Raw genomic sequence first — 18,400 nt, forward strand, 5'->3', positions numbered from 1 at the left:
TTGGCGTAGGAAAATCGAAAAAAACACTGCTTTATGACTGAAGATACGAATCCAATCTGCCCAGATCGTCTTCATTACGCGCACAAGGCGAAGTTTCGGACGATTCCCGGTCGCTTCCGTATGTTGCCGCCCCTGCGTTTCCTCTTTAAAAGCGTGGTTTTATGAGCGACACGACCCCACCACAAATCGGCCCTGTTATTCAAACTGCCCGCAAGGTCCGGCATTTGACACTCGAGCAGCTTGCAAAGCTCTCCGGCGTTTCCCGGTCGATGCTCAGCCAGATCGAGCGCAGCGAAACCAATCCTACATTCGCTGTGGTGTGGAGCTTGACCCAGGCGCTCAATATAGAATTTTCCGACCTTGTTTCCGGCGATGCGGTTGCGCGCAAATCGGCGCTGATCGACATCGTCCCTGCCGATCACGTTCCGCTCATTGCATCGCCCGATGGGGCGTGTCGGCTTAAAATTCTGTCCCCACCATCGCTGGCCGGCAAGACCGAATGGTATCAGGTCGAAATTGAACCCGGTGGCGCTTTGGTCAGTGCGCCACATGCTCCGCGGACCCGCGAACATTTCACTGCGCTCAGCGAAGGCTTTGCCATCACCAGCGGCGAAACCACCACTGCACTGACTGCCGGGGAAGTGGCGCGTTACGCGGCCGATGTTCCTCATGCCATTTCCAACACCTCCAACGCTCTCGTCAGCGGCTGGCTTGTGGTGCTGTTCAACTGATTGCTGCGCAACGCTGAGCGGGCGGAAACGTTCTCCCGACTAATATCCATTGACGAAAATTCCAATATATCGGAATGTGTCTCCGACAAAGAGGAGTTGTTATCATGATGGACGGTTTTGCCCAGCACTTGAGTCAGGCTCTCGACGATATTCGGGATGAAGGGCTTTTCAAGTCCGAAATGGTCATCGGGTCAGCACAACAGGGTGAAGTGACCGTTGGCGGCCGGGCGATGGTCAATCTCTGCGCCAATAATTATCTCGGTCTCGCCAACGATCCCGAAGTGGTAGAAGCGAGTGTCAAGGCGCTGGAGAAATACGGCTCAGGCATGGCGTCGGTCCGCTTCATCTGCGGCACCCATGAGCTGCACAAAGAGCTTGAACAATCGGTCGCAAATTATCTCGAAAAAGATGACGCAATCCTTTTCGGCTCATGTTTCGATGCCAATGGCGGTATTTTCGAAACACTGCTCGGGCCGGACGATGCAGTAATTTCCGACACCCTCAATCACGCTTCCATTATCGATGGGGTCCGGTTGTCAAAGGCCCGTCGCCACCGGTTCCACACTTCCGATATGGACGATCTGCGGCTCCAGCTGCAGGCCGCCGAGGATGATGGCGCGCGCTTCAAGCTTATCGTCACCGATGGCGTCTTTTCGATGGATGGCTACATAGCGAAATTGCCTGAAATCTGCGATCTCGCCGAGGAATTTAAAGCAGCCGTGCTGATCGACGAATGTCATGCCACGGGTCATTTGGGCGAAAAGGGCAGGGGGACGCCGGCGCTCACGGGTGCGGGTAACCGTGTCGATGTCATCTCGGGCACTTTTGGCAAGACTCTCGGCGGTGCAATGGGTGGCTTTATCGCTGGACCCCAGCCCGTTATTGAACTTCTCCGCCAGCGTGCCCGGCCCTATCTTTTCTCCAATGCCCTGCCGCCTTCGGTTGCAGCTGGTGCAATCAAAGCCATCGAAATTGCCGAAAAGGCCGACGACCGCCGCGCAACGCTTGATCGCCATACCAAACGCTTCCGTTCAGCGCTTGCCGAAGCAGGGTTTGATCTTGTGCCCGGTGAAACTCCGATCATCCCCGTCATGCTCCACGATGCGGTCAAGGCACAGGGGATGGCCAAGGCCCTGCAGAACAAGGGTGTTCTGGTTTCCGCTTTTTCATTCCCGGTCGTCCCCAAAGGAAAGGCCCGTATCCGGACCCAAATGTCCGCGGGGCTGACTGACGATAACATTTCCTTTGCAATCGACGCCTTCATCAGCGCTGGAAAAGACCTCGGAGCCATCTAAATGACCCGCACCATGAAAGCCCTCGTCAAGGCAAAGGCTGAGCCGGGCCTTTGGATGGAAGATGTGCCGGTGCCTGAAATCGGGCCCGATGACGTCCTCGTCAAAGTCACCAAGACCGGTATCTGCGGCACCGATTTGCACATCTACAAATGGGATCGCTGGGCGCAAGGCGCCGTGCCAGTCCCCATGACCGTGGGCCACGAATATTCGGGCACCATTGCTGAACTCGGCGCCAATGTGACACATCTCGAGATCGGCCAGCGCGTTTCGGGTGAGGGCCATGTCATTGGCTTCAAATCTCGTGCCAGCCGCGCCGGACGCTTTCACCTCGATCCTGAAACCAAGGGCGTCGGCGTAAATCTGCCGGGGGCTTTTGCCGAGTTCGTCAAAATTCCCGCATTCAACATCGTCCCGCTTCCAGACGCCGTTGACGATGAGCTTGCGTCTATCCTCGATCCGCTCGGCAACGCGGTTCATACGGCGCTCGCATTCGATCTGGTCGGTGAAGATGTCCTGATTACCGGCGCAGGACCGATTGGCATCATGAGCGCTGCTGTGGCCAAACATGTGGGCGCCCGCCATGTGGTCATTACCGATCCAAATGATAACCGGCTCGAATTGGCAAAAAAAACTGCACCGGGCGTCGTTACTGTCAATACATCACAAGACCTGCGTGCCGTGGCGAGATCGCTTGGCATGAACGAGGGGTTTGATGTTGGCTTTGAGATGAGCGGCGCTCCTGCTGCCATGGCAACGCTGACCGAACACCTGGTCATGGGTGGCAAGATCGCACTGCTCGGGTTGCCGTCCACGCCCTTCGAATATGACTTCGCCAAGATGGTGCTGAAAATGATCACCATTAAAGGCATCTATGGGCGGGAAATGTTCGAAACCTGGCACAAGATGCTGGCCATGCTCCAGTCCGGACTGGATATCCGGCCGGTCATCACCAACAGGTTCCCGGCGGCCGAATTCGACAACGCCTTCCAATCGGCCATCCAGGGCGGGGCTGGCAAGATCGTTCTCGAATGGTCGACATGAGCAATCGGTAAGGTAGCCGCCGCAAAATCACCGTATAAGGGCCGCTAAGAACAGCACCGATTGTTTCCGATCGACGAATTGCCGAAAGTGCCACCATGAATGCCGCTCCGCCAAAGATTCGCCGCGCTCTGATGCTGGTCAATCCAAACGCGCGACGCGGCAGCGAGGCCGTCGAACCTATTGCCAGGCGACTTCGGTTCTTGGGCCTTGACGTTATCATCGAACGATTTGAAACGCCTGACGAACTGGCTGCCGACATCGCCCGTCGCCGTCACGAAGTGGATCTTGTCATTGTGTGCGGCGGCGATGGCACAATGAACGCAGCAGCGCCCGCCATCTTGGAAACGGGCCTGCCTATGGGGATTATTCCTATGGGCACGGCCAATGACTTGGCCCGGACGCTTCACATTCCGGAAAATTTCACCACGGCGGCCAACATCATAGCCGTCGGCCACACCCGGACCATCGATGTCGGCCTCGTCAATGGCCGCCCGTTCTTTAACGTTGCGAGCGTTGGCCTGTCCGCCCAATTGGCCAACAAGCTCGACAAAGGCACCAAGAGGCGCTGGGGCAAGCTGGGCTATGCAATGACGGCCCTCAAGATCGCGTCGACGGCACGCCCGTTTGAGGCTGAAATCGTCAGCGCCTCAGGCACGTCACTGGTGAAGACGCTTCAAGTTGCCGTTGGCAATGGGCGCTACTATGGCGGTGGAACGGTTGTCGAAGCCGATGCCACGATCGACGATGGAACGCTCGACCTTTACAGCCTTGAAGCCGGCGATGTCTGGCAATTGGTAACGATGCTTGGCGCCTTCAGACGCGGTACGCATGGAGCATGGCGGGAAGTGCGCACCGAAAAATGTGTTGCGTTTGAACTGCGGACCGAGCGGCCCATGGATGTGAATGTCGATGGCGACATCATCACGCAAACCCCAGCGCATTTCGAAATTCGCCCAAAAGCCATCACCGTTTTCGTGCCTGAGCCGGGCGCGGCAGACTAGGGCCTTGCCAAACCTGTTCACTCTCTGCCATCGAAAGGGACACGTGTTCCGGACGGCCCGATGCCCAGACCCAAGCTCCATTCCGACGATACGATTCTGGCTGCGGCCCAAAAGGTATTGCTGACCAAGGGGCCGTCGAGCTTCACACTTACCGATGTCGCCAAAGCTGTCGGAATTTCTCGCGCTGCGCTCATTCAGCGGTTCACCGACAAGAAAAATCTTCATTTCCAGGTAATGCAGCGGTCAACTGAGGAGGTGCGTGAGTATTTTGCCGGTGCTTCTCGGGATATCGGGCTGGACGCGCTCTGGTCGTTGTTGGTCGATCTGATCGAGGGACTAGGGGCCGGGGATGATTTCGCCGGTTATCTGCTCCTCGAATGGAACGATGTCGTTGACGACGATCTCAACCGGCTCGCGCGCGAGCGCAACAGCCTCGTGCTTGCGGCAATTCGTGAGCGTTTACCAGCGACGCCGCATGATCCAGACATGGCGGCTTCGCTCATCCAATCGGTCATTCAAGGCGCGTCGATGCAGTGGCTGATTGCCAGGCAGGGCGCACTCAATAGGTTTGTTGCTGACCAAACCAGGGCCGTTCTCATCGTGCTCTATCCGGAACACCGATTCGATTGACGATTTCATTTAGCTGACGTAAGTCAGGTAATATGTCACTCGATCCGATTGCCCGATTTCGCCGTTTTTCCCGCGCCGTTACTTCAGAAGTCGGCGCACTCGATGATTCCTTTCTCGGACGCGGTCGCCCGCTCGGCTCTGCACGTGTACTCAACGCTATAGGTCACGGCCGATCCAACATCACCCAGTTGCGTGATTATCTCGGCCTTGATTCCGGCCTGATGAGTCGCTTGCTGCGCGGACTTGAAGATGAGGGGCTGATTGAAACACGCCCCGACCCGCAAGATGGTCGGCGTCGGCTTCTGGTCCTCACCCCTGCGGGACAAGGCGAATTCCGCGCCTATGAGGATATGTCCAACGCGCGCGCCGAGGCTGTGCTGGCCAGGCATCCGCGCCCGGATACGCTGCTTGCGGCCATGGATCTTGTCGCGTCAGCGCTGGGGCGCGAGCGCGTGATTTTGACGGAGGTCGATCCGCGAGACGACCGGGCCATCTATTGTTTGCATCAGTATTATGAAGAGTTGGCGCGCCGGTTGGAGACTGGGTTCGATGTCAAACGCTCGGCCGATCCGGACGTCATGGACATGACCCGCCCGCGCGGCGCTTTTATACTGGCACTATCGGATGGACTGCCCATTGGCTGTGTGGGCCTCAAGGGTACCGAAAAGGAGTATGCCGAAATCAAACGCCTTTGGATCGCTCCGTCGGCCCGCGGACTTGGGCTGGCCAACCGTTTGATGGCCGCTGTAGAGCTGACCGCTAAATCGCTCGGAATCGATCGGTTACGACTGGATACCAACCGCGCGCTCCCGGAAGCGATCGCTATGTATCGCAGGTCCGGCTGGACTGAAATCGGGCGCTTCAACGATGATCCCTATCCCGACTTCTTTTTCGAGAAGCATCTGAACGCGGACACTGAATAGCAGAGTCTTGCTGTGGCGGCGACAGTTCGAGCAGGCGCCACAATGCCTGCTCAGCATCGCCAGATATTCTCCACTTGATAATAACCGACGCGGAGGTTATTAATGTGTGCTCAGCATTGATCCGTAGTGCTGCCCAGACAAAACAGAACTGATATTGCTATGTCCTCTGCCGTTTCTGCCAGAACAGCGGGCGCACTCGTGCGCGCCTCAATCCGCCCCTTTGCGCTTGACCTCGACAGCGCCACATTTGCGCGGCTGCCGGGTGCAGCCACAATGCCTTACAGCGCGCTGTTCTCACCCCATGCCAATCTGCCCAAACAGCTCCGGCATTGGGGCAATGAACACGGTTTCGAGTTAAGGCGACTGACCCCGAAATCGCGTGAGCGCGGCAACCGCTCGGAAAAGCACTTGTTCGCGCTTCCAGACGGCTATTCAATTGAAACTGTCCTTATCCGCCGCCGCGACGGCTACACGGCCTGCGTCTCTTCGCAGGTGGGGTGCGCATTCGCTTGCCGCTTCTGTGCTTCGGGACAGGCGGGCCTTAAGCGCAATCTTACTGCTGGCGAAATCGTCGAACAGGTCGTTCGGTTGGGTCCAAGAGCTAACCGCGTGGTGTTCATGGGCATCGGCGAACCCCTCAACAATTATGAAAATGTCCTCAAAGCCATTCGTATTCTGCGCGACAGGGCAGGGCTGGCTTTGCCGGCATCTGGTATGACGATTTCAACAATCGGGATACCAAAGGCGCTCAAGGCCTTGCGCGAGGAGCACCTTAAGCTCAACCTGACGATCTCGCTTCACGCCACGACCCAACAAACACGCGCGCAGCTTATTCCTGGCGCCAAAAAACATGATATCGCAGAGGTCGTCTCCCGCGCACTTGCTTGGGCCGAGCGCCATAACCGCATTGTCACCTTCGTCTATCTGGTACTGGCTGGGATCAACGACACCAGCGCCGATCTTGAAAGGCTGTGCGACATGTTTGCTGGCCGGCCTGCGCGCATCAACCTTATGCGCTGGAACCCTGTCGATGGCGTTAGGCTGGGGCGGACCAATGATTATGCGCTTAGCGTTTTTCGCCATGGACTTGAACGTGCGGGCGTTCCAGTCGTCGTTCGCGATACCCAGGGCCGCGACATTGCCGCGGCATGCGGACAGCTTTGGCTTCGAGATATCAAGGGTCAGCCAGTGGCTACCCGCTGATCGGACGCAAGAACCCGACTGCCAGCCCACGCTCTCGAGGCCTCTCTTCGGCAGGATCAAGCTGCAGTTCCTCTGGACCTGAACAGAACTTGATGGCAGGATCGAAGACGTACAAACCGACGGTCGGTTTTCAATGAACACATCGACGATGCAGGCGCGCCGCAAAAATCTTTCGCCAGAGGCGCGCCGGGCGCAGCTACTCGATTGCGCGCAAACGCTTTTTGCGCAAAAGGGCTATGCCGTGACGACAATTGGCGACGTCATGGCCATGGCAGGTGTCTCCAAAGGCGGATTTTATCATCATTTCGCGTCCAAGGAGGCGCTGCTTGCTGCGCTGGCCGAACAGGTGGCCCAACATGCTATGGGGACCATCGTCCCCATCCTTGAAGACCCATGGCTCGACCCGTTTACACGCCTCAACCGTATTCTCCGCCAGTTGCGCATGCACAAGTCCGAAACCGCTGTTGAGATTGGCAAATCCTTCGACGCTGTGTTTCAGCCTGGCAATGTCGTGTTGTTCGATCGCGTTCGTCGTGCGGTGACGGCCACGATTGCTCCGGCCCTGTCACGGGTTATTGCCGAGGGCGTTGAGGAAAAAGTCTTTGATGTCGCCGACCCCGAGAGCTGCGTCGAAATCATGCTCCAGATCAACGCTGCAGCCTATGATGCCGTATCCGCAGCCATGGCCGAGCGTGACAGGGGTGAGAACGGCCCGGCCTTTGATCGACTGTATCGAATGATCCAGATGCAGGGGATTGCTATCGATCGACTGCTGGGACTGCCCGACGATTCACTGACTTGGATCGAGCCGGGCACGCTTGAAAGGCTTCTTTATCTCGACGACAGAGAGCCTTCGGCACAATAGAACGTTGGGGCTACTGCAAGACCCTGTCGAGCGTGTATTCGCCATTGCTGATTCTTTCGGGAACGTTCCCGATCAACTTGGCCACTGCCTCTTCGCCATATTCGCGCACGAGCGTAGCGATTGCTGCAAACAGCGCCGCGTGGGCCAAAGCTTCTGTATCGATTCCGTCGGTATCGGCCGAATTCCAGGCTTCGGCCAGATACTGAAGTGCAATCTGGCGTTCTTCCTGCTCGGCCTCGATGGCGGCGGATTCGGTCGGGAACGGAAATGTCGTGCGCGTGGTCATGTGCGCTAGTAACATGCCTTTGCGGCGCTGCTAAGAGGAAATGACCAATTGGTTAACGCGCTGGATCAAATTGGAGCGCTTCGGCGAAATATCGCCCGACGACCGGGCTCGGTCATGCCCTTCAGGTCGTCATAGGGTCCAATCGCTATTCAGCATAGCGCTGATGGATATCGCGCGCCAGCGAATCACCTTCCGTCAAAAGCCGTCTTATCGCCACTTCTGCGGACGGTGTGCAGGTCCGATAGAACCGCGCATAGGCTTCATATCCGGCGTTGAATGCACCGGCCAGCCGCGCACGACGATCATCGTCAGGCTCGTCCAATTCGATCAGTTCGGCCATCTGTCCGCGCCAATCGGTTACCTGATCGCCACAGAGTGGGGCGAGCATATAGAGTGAGCCGAGAATTTCCGACAATCGCTCCATCTGGCCCTGATAGGGAGGGTCCACAGCCAGGGCCGATGTCGGGGTCGCGAGCATCGCCAAAACGCCCAATCGCACAAGCACTTTCATCGCTCTATGCCTGCCAGTCCGAGATATTGCGCGCAGGTATGAACAATTTCCGAAAGATGCTCGGTGGTGCGATACGATTGCACCTCATCGACATGTATCCAGTCCCAATCGCTGATTTCGTGGCTGGTCACGGGCGCCGCCAGTGGGCACTGCGCAGCGAAAACTGCAAGCGTGTAGGTTTTGTCGCCTTCGCCGACAGTCTCGACAAGCACCTGTATAGGGTTGGACACGAGCAGTCGTGTCTCCTCGAACAATTCGCGCTGGATGCAATCTAGGGGTGTTTCGCCCGGCTCCATCCGACCGCCCGGAAACGTCCATAAACCTAGAAATGGGGCATAGGCGCGTTGGATCAAGAGAACCTGATCGCCATTGAAGAGCCCGATGGAGCATGCGTCGGGCTTCATGTGCGGACCGTCATCGCTATAATGGGCGGGAACGAAGAGGATAGTCTCATGTGTGGTCGATACGCGGTTACTTTACCGGATGAGGCGATGCGCCAGATATTTGCTACCGACAATCTAATTCAGTCTGTGCCGCGCTACAACATTGCGCCTACCCAACCCGTCATCGCCATCTGGGTCGATGACGCTATGCGCCGGACTGCAAAGCTCGCACGTTGGGGATTGGTGCCCGGCTGGGTCAAGGATCCGCGCGAATTTCCTTTGCTTGTCAACGCCCGTGCTGAAACCATGGCAACCAAACCCGCTTTCCGCGACTCGGTGAAACATAAGCGCTGTATCTTGCCCGCCTCGGGCTATTACGAATGGAAGACACTGCCAAACGGCAAGAAACAGCCCTATTATATCACCCTCAACGACGGTCAGCCATTGGCCTTGGCAGCGCTCTACACAAGCTGGATGGGCCCCGAAGGCGAGGAAGTGGACACGGTCGCCACCATTACCGTGCCTGCCGGCCCCGATGTTGCCTATATTCATGATCGCATGCCCGCCCTGATGCGCGGCAACCAGATTGACGCCTGGCTCGACTCCAAAGGCACCCGATTCGCAGAAGTTGCACCCTTCGTTGTGCCCCAACCGGAGGGTGAAATGGCCGCACACCCTGTTTCCACGCGGGTTAATTCCGCTGCCAATGAAGGCCCCGATCTCATCGAGCCTGTCAGTGATACGCTCGACGGTGCCAACGGCGACAAGTCCATGACAGTCAAGACAAAAAAGTCGAAGCAACTCGATCTTTTTTGACATTTTCGACCGGAACCGGTTCCCCGTTTTTTCGTTCTTGAGGCAGGAAATTTCGTGCCGACGTTTCCTTTTGGCACAATCGCACTCGATTTTTTCGTCAAGTCTTGTTATTTATCTCTCGTGGCACCAGATGCGGTGCCCCGAGGTCAGGCTGGAGAACGGCAACATGAAAACACAAACTGTATGGACCCGCCTGACCGCGTCCGAGGCCACCTGCGTACGATTTAATCTCAAACGTACCAGTCTCATGTGTCGCTTCTGGATGTGGCGCGTATAGCGGCTTTCAGCCCACCGCCCGTCACAAGACCCTCACATTAGACTGTTAGCACCGCTCAGGCGCTGGGCGGCATCGCGTTACGCAGAGTTTTTCGATCATGACCAAGCCAATCGTTATTTCAGTTGCCGGTGAACCTCAGGGGGTCGTTGTCCCCAATGGCCAGGACTTCAGGTTCATGGCTGTCAAGCTGGGGGTGTTTCCGCTCGATGGCAGGATATTCCAGTCGATCGACGCAGCGCGCGCTGCTGCCGAGGCCGTGGTCGAAGGCGCGTCTGAACTTGCCGGTTCGTTCGAACCCGATGATGGCAGCGACACCGGCCTTGTGGCCTGACACAATTGACCGATTTGCGGCAGCCAATCAGGGGGTGCCCGACCAGTCCTGGATGCATTTCAAAATTTACGCTGTGGGATTTGATCCGGCGATCACGCGCTTGCACAAGACCTTGATAGCGTCACGCACGGCTTCGCCATTGTCGAACTTGCCCAGGATGCCCGTGCTAGATGCAAGCAGCACTTTGGCGAGGTAACGGCCTTCCTTGATGCTGGCCTCGCTAAACGCGCGCGCCAGGGTTTCAGTCACGGCGTCGTCTACGCGCTTGAACTTCTGACCAAGCCTGTGCGGTTCGCTGATCAATTCGGCAGCATGGGGAGAGCCTTGCAGCATGTCGGCGATTGTCCCGAACATTTCCGCCAACCCGTTGGCTACCCGCTCGTCGAGCGGTGCGTCGGTCTTGAAGGCTTCGGTAAATTTGGCGCTTTTTTCGCTGACCAGATCATCGATCAGTGCTTCAAACAGCGCATCCTTGTCGGAATACTGAGCATACAGCGTTGGCTTGGCAATGCTCGCCTCGCGCGCAATTGCCTCCATGGTGGTCCCTCGCAGCCCGCTTCTGAGCATGACGTCACGGGCCGCATCGAGGATTCGGCGCCGCTTTTCCAAAACTCTTGGCGAAAGCTTGGACAAAATCAACAGACTCCATTGAACGTTTTGAACGAATAACGTATATATCGTTCAGCTTTTCCAATCTATCGGATAATCACCATGACCGACCGCGTTCTTCTCACCGGCATTTCCGGCTTCCTGGGTGGCCATCTCGCTCTCCAATTGCTCAATGCCGGTTATATCGTGCGCGGCAGCGTGCGCAATCTTTCGCGGGCCGATAAAGTCCGCGCCACACTGTCAAAAGCCGGAGCCGAGGTCGATCGCCTGGAATTTGTCGCGCTCGATCTCGAAAGCGACGTGGGTTGGCAAGATGCTATGGACGGTGTGCGCTACCTCCAGCACACAGCCTCTCCCTTTGTGCTGCAAATGCCAGATGATAAGGACGACCTGATCCGTCCCGCTGTTCAGGGCACCGAGCGCGCGCTCAACGCTGCGTTGGCGGCGAAAGTCGAACGCATAGTGCTCACCTCGTCTATGGCAGCCATTGCCTACGGCCACGACAGGACGCGTTCTGCACCCTTTACCGCCAATGACTGGACCAATCTTGAGGGAAGGGGCGTTAATCCCTACACCGAGTCCAAGACCCGCGCCGAGCGTCGCGCTTGGGAGATCATGCGTGAAGCAGGCCGCGAAAAGGATATGGCAGCCATAAATCCTTCGGGCATTTTTGGCCCGCTGCTCGATGAAGATCCTGGCACATCGGTCACGCTGGTGCAGCGGCTTCTGAACGGTTCGGTCCCGGCAGCGCCGCGCATTCCCCTTGCCGTCGTCGATGTTCGCGATGTCGCTGAAGCCCATCTGGCGGCCATGGTTTCGAACGAAGCGGGGGGGCACCGCTTCCCCATGGCCCATAGCACCATGTACTTTAAAGACGTCGCCGAAATCTTGCGGGAAGCGTTCCCCGCTTATGCCAAGAAGATTCCAAAGCTGGAACTGCCCGATTGGGTGGTTCGGGTTTACGCGCTTTTTGACAAGGACGTTCGCTCCAATCTGGGTGAACTTGGCGTCCTCAAACGCCTCGATGCCTCGGCTGCCATGCGTCTGCTTGACCGCAAGCTCACCCCGGCCGATGCGTCTTTCGTGGCGACCGGCGAGAGCTTGATCCGTGAGGGGCTTATCTAGACGCCAATCTCGAAATATCCCAGGGCGTCGCCAATTTCGTCTTCTTCATAGCCGAGATGGGAAAGCAGCACGCGTTCCAGCGCATCGTTGATTTCACGCGCGTCTGCGAAATTCGTCGGGCTGGGGTCGCGCACCAATGTGTTGAGGGCAGCGATGAGCTTGACCAGCAGCGCATGAACGATTTCGTGCTCTTCCTGGAGCCGATCGGTAACCTTTTTCCACGCCGCGCCCTTTTCCGAAAGGGCAGGGAAGATGTGCGCGTCCTCGATCGAGTGATGCATGTGCACGGTCTGGCAATGCTGCCCGCACAAATTTCCGAACTGCCGATAATTGGTCACCATCGTCAGCGCTTCGGCTTCGGCCGCGACCTCCTCGACGGACTTCTCGCCCGCCATCACTTCATTGATCATGTTGCGCAGGACGGTAACATTTTGGCGCAGATGGTCGTGGATCATCTTGAGGTGCCGACCTGGCGCCCGCTGTTGGGGCGTTAGGTTTTCGAGCTTGGGCGCCCTAGGGCGCGTGGAATCGTCGAGAAAAGCAATATCGAGAAGCATGGCAAGGCGCTGTCCGTTAAATGTGTCCCCAATCTAGGTATTGCTGACATATTTTCTACCCCAGAACCTTGCCTGGATTGAGAATCCCCTTTGGATCGAGCGCCGATTTGATGGCTTTCATCATCTTCAACGCCACCGGATCCTTGACCTGCCGGAGCAATCCCGTCTTGAGCTGGCCAATGCCATGCTCGGCGGAAACAGAACCGCCCAGTTCGCGTACAACAGAATAAACGACATTGTGCACAGCGTCCGCCCCGGCCATGAAGGCCTTGCCATCTGCATCTTCGGGCTGGGAAAAGTTGAAATGAATGTTGCCGTCCCCAAGGTGCCCGAACGGCACTGGCCGGATGCCGTCTACGACCTTTCGCGCAGCCATGCTTCCCCGCGCTATCAGTTCGGGCACTGCGGCCACCGGCACCGATACGTCGTGCTTGATCGAGGCACCCTCTCGCGATTGCACTTCGCTCATCTGCTCGCGCGCCGCCCACATCATCTCACGCTGGCTCAGTGTTTCCGCAATTACGCCATTGCTCACCAACCCCGTTTCGTAGGCAGCTTCAACCGCTTGGGACAGCCCGCCGGTTTGGCCCCCTTTTGGCACTGAGATTTCTGCAAGCACATACCAATCCGAGATTGCGGCGCTGGGGTCGTGAGAAATCATCTTGTGCTTGAGTTGAAAATCAAAGCCGATACGCGGCATCAACTCGAAAGCGGTCAGCGTGTTGCCGGCCCGAGCTCGCATCAGCGTGAATAACTCCAGCGCCGCTGCCGGACTTTCAACGTTTAGCAGCGCGGTTTCATGCGCATCGGGCTTTGGAAGCAGCTTGAGCGTTGCAGCTGTGATAATCCCCAGTGTACCTTCCGATCCGACCAGAAGATCCTTCAGATCATAGCCGGTATTGTCTTTGCGTAATGCGCTGAGGCCCTTGTAGATCGACCCGTCCGCCATGACAGCTTCGACCCCGAGGCAAAGTTCGCGCGCATTGCCATAGGACAGCACTTGCACACCGCCAGCGTTTGACCCGAGAACGCCCCCGATCCGCGCCGATCCTTGCGAAGCGATGTAGAGTGGGAACATCATCCCCGCTTCCTCGGCAATCTCATGGGCTTCCTGCAGTGTTGTACCCGCATCGAGCGTCATATGGCCGGCTGCCGCATCGACGTTCCGCACGCCCTTGAGCCGCGAAATCGAAACGATTACCTCATCGCCAAACACGGGTACCTGGCCACCCACAAGCCCTGTATTGCCCGCTTGCGGGACGATATGTACCCCGATTTCGTTGGCCCACTCCATCACCGCCTGCACTTCAGCCACAGTCCGTGGCAGCGCCACGGCCATTGCCTGCTTGTGGAAGCGTCGGCGCGGCTCCGAGATATATCCGGCCATCTCCCCGGTCTCGGAAACAACGCCGTTCTCTCCGAGAAGTTGGATGAGTGCTGGAACGATCTGGTCTCTGGAAAGGGGCATCTCAAACATCTTTCTAAAAGCGTGGGCGCAGCTATTGCATGTCAGGGAGGGGATTGGCTACCGGACCAACCCGCTTCCCACCTTGCCCGTTCCCATCCCCTGTGCCAAAACCTCCAACAACGAAACGATCATCGGAGAACACAATGGCTGGTTTGATGGAAGGCAAGCGCGGGCTCATTATGGGCGTCGCCAACAACCGCTCTATCGCCTACGGCATTGCCAAGGCGCTGCACGCACAGGGCGCGGAAATGGCCTTCACCTATCAGGGCGAGGCGCTACACCGTCGCGTCGAACCGATCGCCGCGGAATTTGGTTCCGATCTGGTTCTGCCGTGCGATGTCACCGATCCCGATGCCATGGACGCCGTGTTCAATGTCCTCAAATCCAAGTGGGGCAAGCTCGACTTCCTTGTCCACGCTATCGGCTTTTCGAACAAGGAAGAGCTTGAGGGCCGCTATGTGGACACTACACCGGGCAATTTTGCTCTGACCATGAACATATCGGTGTTCTCGCTCACCGCTCTGGCCAAGCGCGCCGAAGCGTTGATGGATGATGGTGGCTCGATTCTGACTCTGACCTACTACGGTGCGGAAAAAGTATTGCCCAATTACAACGTCATGGGCGTTGCAAAGGCCGCTCTCGAAGCCTCCGTGCGCTACCTCGCTTCCGACCTCGGTCCGCAAAAGATCCGCGTTAACGCCATTTCGGCCGGCCCGATCAAGACCTTGGCGGCCTCAGGCATTTCCGATCTGCGCGAAATGCTGAAATGGAACGAGGAAAACGCGCCACTGCGCAAAAACGTTACCATCGACGAGGTTGGCAACTCGGCGCTCTACATGCTGTCTGATCTGTCGAGCGGCGTCACCGGAGAGATCCATTACGTCGATTCCGGCTATAACATCATTGGCATGAAGGCCATGCCCAAAGATGCCCCTGCGGGACAATAGCATTGTCACAGGAGCGCGCTAAACTGCGCGCTCCTTAAATTCTTGAATGATTGATGTTTCCATGCACCAAGTCACCTGGCCCGATTTTTACTTCGCGCGCCACGGCGAAACCGATTGGAACCGTGAACGCCGCTATCAGGGCAGCCGCGATATTCCGCTCAATGAAACTGGACGCCGTCAGGCCGATTCCAATGGTCCTTTGTTGCGCTTCCTTCTCGAAGAGGCTGGAAGCGATCCGGCAAAGTTCAAATGGTATGCCTCGCCCCTGAGCCGCGCCAGCGAGACGATGGAGCGCATGCGTGCAGCTTTTGACATCCCGCTCCCCGAGATCATTTATGATGAACGCTTGATCGAAATTTCCTTTGGCAAATTCGAAGGCTTGCTGCATGAGGAAATCGCGCGCGAGCGAGAAGCTATAGCGCCCGGCCAGCGCGACGCGACATACTGGGATTTCCGCCCCGAAGGCGGCGAGAACTATCAAGATCTTGCCGACCGTCTCCTCGATTTCGCTCAGGAACTGACTCATCATTCGGTAATCGTCGCTCATGGCGGCGTCCTGCGTGTGTTGCGCCATCTTGTCGAAGGCGTTGGGCGCGGCGAAGTTCTCAATTGGGCGCCACCCCAGGGCGTCGTCGCCCATTTTTCCGCCGGGCAGATGACCCTGCACGCAGCAAAAAAGACGTGGTAGCTCCAGTGAGCGACGACAATCCGCTGACCCGCCCAGGCCCGGCACATCCCGATATCACCGACCCCGACATTTCCCGGCTGGTCGCTGTATTTTATGCCCGTGCACGCGAGGACGACATCCTCGGGCCGGTTTTCAATCGCGCCGTCCATGATTGGGACGAACACATCGCCCAGATTACCGATTTCTGGTCCTCGATCATGCTGCGCACCGGCCGCTATTCCGGCCGCCCGCTCAATCCCCATTTGCGTCTGCCCATCCAGGCTGAGCATTTTGATCGCTGGTTGTTGTTGTTCGAGCAAACTGCCGGCGAAATCTTCACCGCCGAAATTACCAACGAATTTATGATCCGGGCGCGCCGCATTGCCGACAATTTCGAACTCGCGATCGGCTCCATGCGCGGCGAAATCCTTTCGCCTAGACACGCGCGCTAATCCCATCGGACGATTGACCGCCCCCCCGCCGCTGCCTAGAACACCATCACCATTTGCAGGGGCATCCCATGAGCGACAATACTTTTGGCCATCTCTTCCGCTTCACCACCTGGGGCGAAAGTCACGGTCCTGCGCTCGGGGTCGTTGTTGACGGCGTGCCACCCGATCTTCCGATCAGCGCCGAATTGATCCAGCGCGATCTCGATCGTCGCAAGCCGGGTCAATCGCGTTACACAACCCAGCGCCGCGAGGCCGACGCGGTGAAAATCCTCTCAGGCGTTTTTGAGGATGAGCGAACCGACGGTTTGCGTACGACCGGCACACCAATCTCTCTGATGATCGAAAATACCGATCAGCGCTCTAAGGACTACGGCGACATCCGCGACAAGTTTCGCCCCGGACACGCCGACTACACCTATTTCCAGAAGTACGGTATCCGCGACTATCGCGGTGGCGGACGGTCTTCCGCCCGCGAGACGGCGGCCCGTGTTGCTGCCGGAGCGGTGGCAAAGTTGGTCATCCCCGGCGTCACTATTCGCGCCTCGCTTGTCCAGATCGGTCCCCACAAGATCGACTATGCCAATTTCGATTGGGATCAGGTCGACCAAAACCCATTCTTTTGTGCCGACCCGGAGGCCGCGCAAAACTGGGCCACATATCTTGATGGTATCCGCAAGTCCGGCTCGTCGGTCGGTGCAATTATAGAAGTGGTCGCAGAAGGCGTTCCGGCGGGTTGGGGCGCGCCGATCTACGGAAAGCTCTCGGCTGATATCGCCTCGGCTTTTATGTCGATCAACGCTGTAAAAGGCGTCGAAATCGGCGAGGGCATGAATGCAGCTGAATTGACCGGCGAGGAAAATGCCGACCAGATGCGCTCAGAACGCCCGCTGCCCAAGTTCCTGTCCAACCGGGCAGGTGGAATCCTGGGCGGCATATCCAATGGCGATCCTATTGTTGCGCGTTTTGCTGTCAAACCGACAAGTTCGATCCTGACCCCGCGCCAGACGGTCACCACCGATAATCAAGACGCCGATATCATAACCAAGGGCCGTCACGACCCGTGTGTGGGTATACGCGCCGTGCCGATCGGAGAAGCCATGATGGCATGTGTCCTTGCCGATCATATGCTGCGCCATCGGGGTCAGACCGGCCGTGAAGGCGGTATCGGATTTGGAAGGAACGATCTGTAATGGTGTCTGAATCCGATCGGCGTGTCCAAGTCGCACTTGAGGCAATGAAGCGCGGGCAGATGGTCGTGGTCATCGACGATCACGACAGGGAAGGTGAGGGCGACATCATCGCCGCTGCCTCGACGATCACGCCCGAGCAGATGGCTTTTATCGTCCGACACACATCTGGCATCGTCTGCGCGCCGATCACCGGCGAACGCGCTCAGAAGCTGCGCCTTGACCCGATGGTCGCCTCCAACGATTCCGCGCATTCCACGGCCTTTACCGTCACCATCGATTTCAAGCACGGTACGACCACTGGCATCTCCGCCGATGACCGCACAGCAACAGTGCGTGCGCTGACCAATGGGAATGTCGCCGCCGAGGATTTCTCCCGCCCCGGTCACATTTTTCCGCTCATCGCCAGGCGCGGCGGTGTCCTTATGCGCTCTGGGCACACAGAGGCCGCAGTCGATCTGTGCAAGCTCGCCGAGTTGCCGGATGTTGGTGTGATCTGCGAGCTGGTCAATGATGACGGCACAGTCACGCGCGGTCAGCAGGTCGCAGATTTTGCCGAAACGCACGCTTTGCCGCTGATTTCAGTTGCCGATCTCATCGCCTACCGCCAGCGCCGCGAGAAACTTGTTGAGCGCGTAGCAACCTTTGAAATTGAGACGGTCGCCGGCCCGGCCTTGGCTTATGCCTATTCGACGCCTTTTGATCGCGTCCAGCACCTTGCTTTGGTGTTCGGTGAGCTGGAGCAGGGCGAACCGGTCCATGTGCGCCTGCAGCGCGAAGATATCGTCACCGATGTTTTCGGCGGAGCCAAAAAGCTCAATAGCTCGATCACCGCGCTTTCGGAAACCGGCGGCGTACTTGTTTATCTGCGCGAAGGCAATGCCGGCGTCGCCTATGACAAGGCGGCGGCCGCCGCCGAGCGCGAAGACCACGGTTCAGCCCGTCATCGCGACGCTGAATGGCGCGAAGTGGGGCTGGGCGCACAGATCTTGCGTGATCTCGGCATAACGACCATCAAGCCCATGTCCTCGCGGTCGCGTCGCTATGTCGGGCTGGAGGCGTTCGGCATCACCATTTCTGGCTAAACGACTGGCT

At 57.7% G+C, this 18,400-nt stretch carries 22 protein-coding genes; 16 read left to right on the forward strand and 6 right to left on the reverse strand.

From position 1 onward, the window contains the following. Positions 1-161: 161 nt before the first annotated feature. The 8 genes from ACN0TA_RS04325 to ACN0TA_RS04360 all read left to right on the forward strand — a co-directional run bounded on the left by ACN0TA_RS04325 (position 162) and on the right by ACN0TA_RS04360 (position 7,689). Entirely contained in the window at positions 162-731 is a 570-nt protein-coding gene (locus ACN0TA_RS04325; RefSeq protein WP_417580157.1) for a helix-turn-helix domain-containing protein, read from the forward strand. A 104-nt stretch (positions 732-835) separates the two neighbouring features. Next, positions 836-2,026: a glycine C-acetyltransferase gene (locus tag ACN0TA_RS04330; protein WP_417580159.1), complete on the forward strand. Its 1,191-nt coding sequence runs from the start codon at positions 836-838 to the stop codon at positions 2,024-2,026. Then, a complete protein-coding gene (gene tdh / locus ACN0TA_RS04335) occupies positions 2,027-3,067 on the forward strand; it encodes an L-threonine 3-dehydrogenase (protein WP_417580161.1) in 1,041 nt (346 codons plus the stop codon). Positions 3,068-3,162: 95 nt separating this feature from the next. Then, a complete protein-coding gene (locus ACN0TA_RS04340) occupies positions 3,163-4,068 on the forward strand; it encodes a lipid kinase (RefSeq protein WP_417580163.1) in 906 nt (301 codons plus the stop codon). Between the two features lie 60 nt (positions 4,069-4,128). Continuing rightward, positions 4,129-4,698: a TetR/AcrR family transcriptional regulator gene (locus ACN0TA_RS04345; protein ID WP_417580165.1), complete on the forward strand. Its 570-nt coding sequence runs from the start codon at positions 4,129-4,131 to the stop codon at positions 4,696-4,698. 32 nt (positions 4,699-4,730) lie between these two features. Beyond that, on the forward strand, positions 4,731-5,621 hold the full coding sequence (locus tag ACN0TA_RS04350; protein WP_417580167.1) for a bifunctional helix-turn-helix transcriptional regulator/GNAT family N-acetyltransferase: 891 nt from the start codon (positions 4,731-4,733) through the stop codon (positions 5,619-5,621). A gap of 159 nt (positions 5,622-5,780) precedes the next feature. Then, positions 5,781-6,824, forward strand: coding sequence for a 23S rRNA (adenine(2503)-C(2))-methyltransferase RlmN (gene rlmN / locus ACN0TA_RS04355; protein ID WP_417580169.1), 1,044 nt, complete (start codon positions 5,781-5,783; stop codon positions 6,822-6,824). 133 nt (positions 6,825-6,957) lie between these two features. Further along, a complete protein-coding gene (locus ACN0TA_RS04360) occupies positions 6,958-7,689 on the forward strand; it encodes a TetR/AcrR family transcriptional regulator (RefSeq protein ID WP_417580171.1) in 732 nt (243 codons plus the stop codon). 10 nt (positions 7,690-7,699) lie between these two features. On the opposite strand, the gene ACN0TA_RS04365 is transcribed toward ACN0TA_RS04360, so the two are convergent. The 3 genes from ACN0TA_RS04365 to ACN0TA_RS04375 all read right to left on the reverse strand — a co-directional run bounded on the left by ACN0TA_RS04365 (position 7,700) and on the right by ACN0TA_RS04375 (position 8,890). Continuing rightward, the gene (locus tag ACN0TA_RS04365) at positions 7,700-7,975 is read right to left on the reverse strand and encodes a hypothetical protein (protein ID WP_417580173.1); all 276 of its coding nucleotides are present in this window, start codon (positions 7,973-7,975) and stop codon (positions 7,700-7,702) included. Positions 7,976-8,120: 145 nt separating this feature from the next. After that, positions 8,121-8,486 carry a TIGR02301 family protein gene (locus tag ACN0TA_RS04370; protein WP_417580175.1) on the reverse strand — a complete coding sequence of 122 codons (366 nt, stop codon included), beginning with the start codon at positions 8,484-8,486 and terminating at the stop codon, positions 8,121-8,123. Further along, positions 8,483-8,890 (reverse strand): NUDIX domain-containing protein, encoded by a 408-nt coding sequence (locus ACN0TA_RS04375; RefSeq protein ID WP_417580177.1) that lies wholly within the window; start codon positions 8,888-8,890, stop codon positions 8,483-8,485. The genes ACN0TA_RS04370 and ACN0TA_RS04375 overlap by 4 nt, the downstream gene beginning before the upstream one ends. A 48-nt stretch (positions 8,891-8,938) precedes the next feature. On the opposite strand from ACN0TA_RS04375, the gene ACN0TA_RS04380 reads away from it, so the two are divergent. Together ACN0TA_RS04380 and ACN0TA_RS04385 are read left to right on the forward strand one after the other, a co-directional pair. Next, entirely contained in the window at positions 8,939-9,685 is a 747-nt protein-coding gene (locus ACN0TA_RS04380) for an SOS response-associated peptidase (protein ID WP_417580179.1), read from the forward strand. A 374-nt stretch (positions 9,686-10,059) separates the two neighbouring features. Continuing rightward, entirely contained in the window at positions 10,060-10,293 is a 234-nt protein-coding gene (locus tag ACN0TA_RS04385) for a hypothetical protein (RefSeq protein ID WP_417580181.1), read from the forward strand. Positions 10,294-10,359: 66 nt separating this feature from the next. On the opposite strand, the gene ACN0TA_RS04390 is transcribed toward ACN0TA_RS04385, so the two are convergent. Further along, a complete protein-coding gene (locus ACN0TA_RS04390; RefSeq protein ID WP_417580183.1) occupies positions 10,360-10,926 on the reverse strand; it encodes a TetR/AcrR family transcriptional regulator in 567 nt (188 codons plus the stop codon). Between the two features lie 78 nt (positions 10,927-11,004). Here ACN0TA_RS04390 and ACN0TA_RS04395 point away from each other — a divergent pair, with 78 nt between their 5' ends. Next, on the forward strand, positions 11,005-12,027 hold the full coding sequence (locus tag ACN0TA_RS04395) for an SDR family oxidoreductase (RefSeq protein ID WP_417580185.1): 1,023 nt from the start codon (positions 11,005-11,007) through the stop codon (positions 12,025-12,027). Here the strand turns inward: ACN0TA_RS04395 and ACN0TA_RS04400 are convergent. Then, the gene (locus ACN0TA_RS04400; protein WP_417580187.1) at positions 12,024-12,584 is read right to left on the reverse strand and encodes a hemerythrin domain-containing protein; all 561 of its coding nucleotides are present in this window, start codon (positions 12,582-12,584) and stop codon (positions 12,024-12,026) included. The two genes, ACN0TA_RS04395 and ACN0TA_RS04400, sit on opposite strands and share 4 nt — an antisense overlap. A 55-nt stretch (positions 12,585-12,639) precedes the next feature. Then, on the reverse strand, positions 12,640-14,052 hold the full coding sequence (locus ACN0TA_RS04405) for an FAD-binding oxidoreductase (RefSeq protein WP_417580189.1): 1,413 nt from the start codon (positions 14,050-14,052) through the stop codon (positions 12,640-12,642). A gap of 143 nt (positions 14,053-14,195) precedes the next feature. On the opposite strand from ACN0TA_RS04405, the gene fabI reads away from it, so the two are divergent. The 5 genes from fabI (at position 14,196) to ribB (ending at position 18,390) form a co-directional block, all read left to right on the forward strand. Beyond that, on the forward strand, positions 14,196-14,999 hold the full coding sequence (gene fabI, locus ACN0TA_RS04410) for an enoyl-ACP reductase FabI (RefSeq protein WP_417580191.1): 804 nt from the start codon (positions 14,196-14,198) through the stop codon (positions 14,997-14,999). A 61-nt stretch (positions 15,000-15,060) separates the two neighbouring features. After that, a complete protein-coding gene (locus tag ACN0TA_RS04415) occupies positions 15,061-15,687 on the forward strand; it encodes a histidine phosphatase family protein (RefSeq protein WP_417580193.1) in 627 nt (208 codons plus the stop codon). Positions 15,688-15,692: 5 nt separating this feature from the next. Then, positions 15,693-16,118, forward strand: coding sequence for a group III truncated hemoglobin (locus tag ACN0TA_RS04420; protein WP_417580195.1), 426 nt, complete (start codon positions 15,693-15,695; stop codon positions 16,116-16,118). A 68-nt stretch (positions 16,119-16,186) separates the two neighbouring features. Then, a complete protein-coding gene (aroC, locus tag ACN0TA_RS04425; RefSeq protein ID WP_417580197.1) occupies positions 16,187-17,308 on the forward strand; it encodes a chorismate synthase in 1,122 nt (373 codons plus the stop codon). A gap of 2 nt (positions 17,309-17,310) precedes the next feature. After that, positions 17,311-18,390 (forward strand): 3,4-dihydroxy-2-butanone-4-phosphate synthase, encoded by a 1,080-nt coding sequence (gene ribB / locus ACN0TA_RS04430; RefSeq protein WP_417582054.1) that lies wholly within the window; start codon positions 17,311-17,313, stop codon positions 18,388-18,390. The last annotated feature ends 10 nt before the right edge of the window (positions 18,391-18,400 follow it).

Origin of the sequence: Pelagibacterium sp. (assembly GCF_048264985.1) — a bacterium.
Taxonomy (GTDB): Bacteria; Pseudomonadota; Alphaproteobacteria; order Rhizobiales; family Devosiaceae; genus Pelagibacterium.

Coding starts and splice junctions, on each gene's coding strand:
- ACN0TA_RS04325 (WP_417580157.1), top strand. CDS start 162: ATGAGCGACACGACCCCACCACAAATCGGCCCTGTTATTCAAACTGCC.
- ACN0TA_RS04330 (WP_417580159.1), top strand. CDS start 836: ATGATGGACGGTTTTGCCCAGCACTTGAGTCAGGCTCTCGACGATATT.
- tdh (WP_417580161.1), top strand. CDS start 2,027: ATGACCCGCACCATGAAAGCCCTCGTCAAGGCAAAGGCTGAGCCGGGC.
- ACN0TA_RS04340 (WP_417580163.1), top strand. CDS start 3,163: ATGAATGCCGCTCCGCCAAAGATTCGCCGCGCTCTGATGCTGGTCAAT.
- ACN0TA_RS04345 (WP_417580165.1), top strand. CDS start 4,129: ATGCCCAGACCCAAGCTCCATTCCGACGATACGATTCTGGCTGCGGCC.
- ACN0TA_RS04350 (WP_417580167.1), top strand. CDS start 4,731: ATGTCACTCGATCCGATTGCCCGATTTCGCCGTTTTTCCCGCGCCGTT.
- rlmN (WP_417580169.1), top strand. CDS start 5,781: ATGTCCTCTGCCGTTTCTGCCAGAACAGCGGGCGCACTCGTGCGCGCC.
- ACN0TA_RS04360 (WP_417580171.1), top strand. CDS start 6,958: ATGAACACATCGACGATGCAGGCGCGCCGCAAAAATCTTTCGCCAGAG.
- ACN0TA_RS04365 (WP_417580173.1), bottom strand. CDS start 7,975: ATGACCACGCGCACGACATTTCCGTTCCCGACCGAATCCGCCGCCATC.
- ACN0TA_RS04370 (WP_417580175.1), bottom strand. CDS start 8,486: ATGAAAGTGCTTGTGCGATTGGGCGTTTTGGCGATGCTCGCGACCCCG.
- ACN0TA_RS04375 (WP_417580177.1), bottom strand. CDS start 8,890: ATGAAGCCCGACGCATGCTCCATCGGGCTCTTCAATGGCGATCAGGTT.
- ACN0TA_RS04380 (WP_417580179.1), top strand. CDS start 8,939: ATGTGTGGTCGATACGCGGTTACTTTACCGGATGAGGCGATGCGCCAG.
- ACN0TA_RS04385 (WP_417580181.1), top strand. CDS start 10,060: ATGACCAAGCCAATCGTTATTTCAGTTGCCGGTGAACCTCAGGGGGTC.
- ACN0TA_RS04395 (WP_417580185.1), top strand. CDS start 11,005: ATGACCGACCGCGTTCTTCTCACCGGCATTTCCGGCTTCCTGGGTGGC.
- ACN0TA_RS04400 (WP_417580187.1), bottom strand. CDS start 12,584: ATGCTTCTCGATATTGCTTTTCTCGACGATTCCACGCGCCCTAGGGCG.
- ACN0TA_RS04405 (WP_417580189.1), bottom strand. CDS start 14,052: ATGCCCCTTTCCAGAGACCAGATCGTTCCAGCACTCATCCAACTTCTC.
- fabI (WP_417580191.1), top strand. CDS start 14,196: ATGGCTGGTTTGATGGAAGGCAAGCGCGGGCTCATTATGGGCGTCGCC.
- ACN0TA_RS04415 (WP_417580193.1), top strand. CDS start 15,061: ATGCACCAAGTCACCTGGCCCGATTTTTACTTCGCGCGCCACGGCGAA.
- aroC (WP_417580197.1), top strand. CDS start 16,187: ATGAGCGACAATACTTTTGGCCATCTCTTCCGCTTCACCACCTGGGGC.